This window comes from Coleofasciculus sp. FACHB-712, assembly GCF_014695635.1.
GTDB lineage: Bacteria > Cyanobacteriota > Cyanobacteriia > Cyanobacteriales > FACHB-T130 > FACHB-T130.
Genome location: NZ_JACJOQ010000591.1, coordinates 1 through 4,985, shown reverse-complemented (window position 1 = coordinate 4,985; position 4,985 = coordinate 1). Strand labels below are relative to the sequence as shown.

Annotated in this window: 6 protein-coding genes; 1 reads left to right on the top strand and 5 read right to left on the bottom strand. The window is 45.2% G+C overall.

The genetic code is table 11. The features are described from left to right. The 3 genes from H6F50_RS21570 to H6F50_RS27320 all read right to left on the bottom strand — a co-directional run. A partial coding sequence (locus H6F50_RS21570) for a sigma-70 family RNA polymerase sigma factor (RefSeq protein ID WP_190430288.1) occupies positions 1–495 on the bottom strand: 495 nt, incomplete at its 3' end. Positions 496–776: 281 nt separating this feature from the next. Then, positions 777–1,361, bottom strand: a complete 585-nt coding sequence (locus H6F50_RS27325; RefSeq protein WP_242029151.1) for a WD40 repeat domain-containing protein — start codon at positions 1,359–1,361, stop codon at positions 777–779. Positions 1,362–1,464: 103 nt separating this feature from the next. After that, positions 1,465–1,758 carry a hypothetical protein gene (locus H6F50_RS27320; RefSeq protein ID WP_242029150.1) on the bottom strand — a complete coding sequence of 98 codons (294 nt, stop codon included), beginning with the start codon at positions 1,756–1,758 and terminating at the stop codon, positions 1,465–1,467. Positions 1,759–2,193: 435 nt separating this feature from the next. Between H6F50_RS27320 and H6F50_RS21560 the strand changes: the two genes are divergently transcribed. Further along, positions 2,194–3,054 carry a hypothetical protein gene (locus H6F50_RS21560; protein WP_190430287.1) on the top strand — a complete coding sequence of 287 codons (861 nt, stop codon included), beginning with the start codon at positions 2,194–2,196 and terminating at the stop codon, positions 3,052–3,054. A 12-nt stretch (positions 3,055–3,066) separates the two neighbouring features. Here H6F50_RS21560 and purU read toward each other — a convergent pair whose 3' ends face one another. Together purU and H6F50_RS21550 are read right to left on the bottom strand one after the other, a co-directional pair. After that, positions 3,067–3,921 (bottom strand): formyltetrahydrofolate deformylase, encoded by an 855-nt coding sequence (gene purU, locus H6F50_RS21555; RefSeq protein WP_190430286.1) that lies wholly within the window; start codon positions 3,919–3,921, stop codon positions 3,067–3,069. Then, positions 3,918–4,985, bottom strand: a 1,068-nt coding sequence (locus tag H6F50_RS21550; protein WP_242029149.1) for a DUF4340 domain-containing protein, incomplete at its 5' end; no start/stop codon positions are given. The genes H6F50_RS21550 and purU, both read right to left, overlap by 4 nt.

The window sequence follows — 4,985 nt, the reverse complement described above, 5'->3', positions numbered from 1 at the left end:
CAGATCGGCGATCGCTTCATGCAGCTGCTCATAAAATTCCCGCGTCGTCATGTCTTCGTCGGGACTTGGATTGTCAGATGCAATTTCCCAATCCATTTCGCCGTCATCCATCAGGCGAGGTGCATCTAACGACAGCGGATGAGACACCCGTTTGCGTTTACGCAGCTCATCATAAAACAGGTTCGTGGCAATCCGGCTCAACCATCCCCGGAACTTGACTGGCTCCTGCAACCGCTTAATATTGCGGTAAACCCGAATCCAGACTTCTTGAGCTAAATCTGCCCGATCCTGCCAATCTGGAGCCAGATGGTACAAAATCTTATCGACATGAGACTGATACCGGCGCAAAAGTTCGGCAAAGGCAGCGCGGTCAGGACGCAGCCCCGCCTGACAATGCAGAATTAGATCGTAGTTTGACAGTTTTTCAGGTTGCACCGGCGCTTGAGAAACCGTTGCTTCAGCTGTTGACCAGGATACAGGAATCGATTGAGTCATGGATGGATATAGGGGTTAAAACATCCTAACCCTCCAAGACGCTGCCACTTTGACAATGGTTCCCGCTTGCGGCGGAATGCTAAATGGCGTTCTACACCAATGTAGCGAATCGAAGGATCAACGTCGGGAGTTATTCATATAAATACGAACTTGTGACACTCCATCCGGAAAACCAGAGCTTTCCAGGCAGAGGGGCAAGGGCGATTTAGGAGAAAGTCATTTCTAGTCGGAGTTACAGGCGAATATAATTACACCCAGGATTGCAGAAGATGAGGAAAATATCATTCCAACGCTACTGCCCCCAGCGCTTTCAGGGTCGCTTTCTGCGCGTCTGTTAAACCTGTAACGCCAGTAATATTCATACCTTCGTAGGGTCTTTCACTTCTCAAGGTGTTCACGCACTCGCCTGTCGCTACATCCCAAAGCTTAATCATTTCATCTTGCCCAGCACTCGCGAGTATTTGTCCATCTGGACTGAAGACAACTGACCAAACTCCATTGGTATGTCCCTGGAAAGCTTTCAGGCATTCACCGCTACTAACATCCCACAACTGCACAGTGCGATCGCCACTGCCAGTCGCCAAAGTCTTTGCTTCCGGATTAAAAGCAACTGACCAAACCCAGTTGGTAGACACCTGTATGGTTTGGAGACATTCACCGCTACTGACATCCCACAACCTGACAGTGCGATCGCTACTACTCGCCAAAATTTGATTATCTGGACTAAACGCGACTGACAGTACCCAATTGGGAGATCCCTGTAAGGTTTGGAGACATTCACCGCTACTAACATCCCACAACCGCACAGTGCGATCGCAGCTAGCACTTGCTAGAATCTTACCCCCAGGACTATAGGCAACCGACAACACCCAGTTGGTATCGGCATATTTTCAGGCAATTACCGTCCGAAACATCCCACAATCTCACGGTATAATCCCCACTGCCACTCGCTAGAATCTTACTCCCAGGTCAATAGGCAACAGACCGCACTCGATTTGTATACCCCCACAAAGTTCTCAAAGCTTGACCCGTGTGGACATCCCATAGCTTTATCGTTCGGTCGTCACTGCCACTCGCCAAGGTGCGACCATCGGGACTAAAGGCAAGTGCCCAAACCTGACTCGCGTGCCCTTGCAAAGTTCTGACACAGCGCCCCGTACTGACATCCCACAATTTTACTGTCTGGTCGTGACTGCTACTCGCTAAGGTACGACCATCAGGGCTAAAAGCGATTGACTGTACTAAATAAGTATGTGCTTGCAAGGTTCGCAGAACCTGGCCTGTACTGACATCCCATAACTTTACAGTGCAGTCATCACTGCCACTGGCTAGCTGTATAGCTAACTTGCTGCGAGCTTATTCTTTACCTTTGGTAGTAGACTTCTTACCTACTCTTTCTGGTTGTTTATTCAACCACAATCGGTCTTGCCTGTATCTGGATAGCTAACTTGCTGCAAGCTTATTCTTTACCGTTAGCAGTAGACTTCTTACCTAAACCAGGTTAAAACTGTTGTCAAGCAACGACCAGCGTAACAGTTTCAGGCACAAAACGTTGCCAGGAAACCGCTTGTAGGAACACGATCGTATCTTTTGTACAGTATAAGAGCGAGAAAAATTCAATCGCCTCTAACACAAAATTTACAAGTTTAAACAGGTAACTTAAGCACGATACCTTATACTTTTACAGAGGTTTTAAAAATGACACAAACTAATAAGTTAGACAATCAACAGCTAGAAGCAACTTCCATCAAACAAAACGAAGAAAAAATTTCAACGCAGAAAGGAAACCGTTTCTGGCAATTCTTTTTAAAAAATTTTGAAACTGGTGCAAATCAACAACCAACTCTCTTGGGACATCTCTTGCTCACAAGTAGCTTGCTAATGCTAATTGGCATTGGTTACTTTTCAATGCAATGGTCTGCGAGTAAAAAGGCAAATGAATGGCTGGGAGCTACACAGAATTTTACTCCACTTAGTGAAGGAATAAAAAATGCTTCAGAAGATGAAAAAACGAGGCTAAAGCAGCAATTTGAAGAAATTCAGGCACGAAGTCATCGATACGCGACTATTATGACTTTTTTTTACCAGCAATACTACGTCTCAATTTCCTTGACATCGGCTTCAGCTTTAGTTGCAGGAATTTGTTTGTTCTTTATTAGTAAAAAGGGCTGGGATAGAGTCAATAATGCTGTGATTAACGTCTTTATTGTCGCCTCTGGTTCTGTAATATTTTTTGGCGATTTACCGGGAATTTTTAGGCAAAATGAAAATAGTACGACAAGCCGGGATTTATATATCGCACACGTCTCTCTAAGAAATAAGGTACTCAGCTATTTAGCAACTGGTGCAACAGTTGGTGCAGAACCGGAAAAGCCGAATGAGTTTAGTCGCCCAGAAACCAGTCGGTTTATTCTTTATGTTGACCAAAAATTAGCAGAATTGAATCAAGTACCGATTGGCTTCGATCCTACAGGAATCGGAGATGTAGAACGGAAGTCAAGATTCGGTCTTCCTGAAAAGCCTCAATCTGGGAATAAACAGCAAAATTATGGTGTTTGAGTAAGATATTGCTTACTCAAAGACTACTGTGCGATTCCCGTATACCAGCACGCGATTTCGCAAGTGCGATCGCACTGCTCTCGCTAATACCACTCGCTCTAAATCTTTGCCTTTGCGAATCAAATCGTCAACCTCATCCCGGTGACTGACTCGCACTACATCTTGTTCAATAATTGGGCCTGCATCCAAGTCGGTGGTGACATAGTGAGCCGTTGCACCAATAATTTTTACGCCGCGTTCGTAGGCTTTGTGATAGGGATTAGCTCCTACAAATGCAGGTAAGAATGAGTGATGAATATTAATAATTTGCGGAAATTGGCTGATAAAATCAGGGCTAACGATTTGCATATATTTCGCCAGCACAACTAAATCAATGTTGTATTGCCGCAGTAGTTCTAATTGTTTGGCTTCCTGCTGTGATTTAGTTTCTTTGGTAATTGGAATGTGATGATAATCGATGCCAAATTGAGCGGCTACATCTTTTAAATCGGGATGGTTGCTGATAATTAATGGGATTTCGGCGGAGAATTCTTTTGCTCTGTGACGCCAAATGAGGTCAAAGAGACAATGATCTTGTTTGCTTACCCAGATGGCAATACGGGGTACTGTGTCGGAAAAGTGCAGCTGCCAGTTGGCTTGTAAAGGTTGCGCGATCGCGTTAAATGCTGGGCCAATCAACTCACGCGGTAGATTAAAATCTTCTAACTGCCACTCAATTCGGGTGAGAAATAACCCAGCCGCAAAATCGGTGTGCTGATCGGCATGAATAATATTACCGCCATTAGCGTAGATAAAATTAGCAATTTTTGCCACCAATCCTCGTCGATCGGGGCAGGAAACTAGCAGCGTTGCGGTGGGGCTGTTCATGGTGAGGGAGAGGGGCTAGGCTGAGGTGACTTTTCGGTTTTTGAAGTCTCAGTTTTACTATTTTTTGGTGAAGGAGAGGGGCTGGGCTGAGGTGACTTAGCGGGTATTGCTTTGTCTGGTTTTTTGTCTAAAGTATCTTTCTGACTTGCTGGGGAAGGAGAAGGACTCGGCTTATCTGACTTAGACGGTGTTGCTTTTTCAGCAGGCTGGTTTTTAGTAGTTTTTGGAGAGGGGGAGGGACTAGGTTTATTTGACTGAGAGGGTGTTGCTTTGTCTGAATTTTTGCCGGAAGTATCTTTCTTAATTTCTGGGGAAGGAGAAGGACTCGGCTGAGGTGACTGAGAGGGTGTTGCTTTGTCAGAATTTTTGCTGGAAGTATCTTTTTTACTTGCTGGAGAAGAAGACGGACTCGGCTGAGGTGACTGAGAGGGTGTTGCTTTGTCAGAGGTTTTATCGGGACTATCTTTTTTAACCGCTTCCTTGGCTTTCCATTCGGACAGAGGGCGTTTTACACCATACTCGAAGTCTATCGGGACTAAAAGCACCTCTACCTGCTGAGGGGTCTGTGCGGGGGGGTCAATTTGAGCATACAAGAAACTACTATTGAAGTTAGGCTTCCCCAAAATTATTTGATGAGTTTGCTGATTGTTCAGCCTTACTTCTACCGTAGCTTGGGGTTTGTCGAGTCCATATTCTTGCAGCTGGTTAGGGAAGATGGAGAGGGTGCGATCGCTCTTGCCATCTACCAGTAAATTTAGCAGGTATGAAATAGATGGATCGCTGGCTGGGACGTTGCTGGGCGATTTCATCTGCCATTGAGAAATACTCGTCTTGTCCACAGCTTCCTGCGTGACTCGCTCAAACTTCAAGGTTTGTTCCTGACTTTTAACTGTCAAAGCCTGTATCTGGTCTTTCTCAAAAGAAAAGATTTCCTTTTGTTTTGCTTGTGCAGCTTCTCGCTGGGGGGCACCTTTAATTTCATAAAAATAAACGAATCCCCCCAAACTCAGCGCCAATAGTATCAGAATCCAAGTTGTTCGTTTTAGCTTCATAATCAACACGCG

Bases quoted from the DNA above. Each gene is read 5' to 3' on its own strand.
- H6F50_RS21560 (WP_190430287.1), top strand. From the start codon at position 2,194: ATGACACAAACTAATAAGTTAGACAATCAACAGCTAGAAGCAACTTCC.
- purU (WP_190430286.1), bottom strand. From the start codon at position 3,921: ATGAACAGCCCCACCGCAACGCTGCTAGTTTCCTGCCCCGATCGACGA.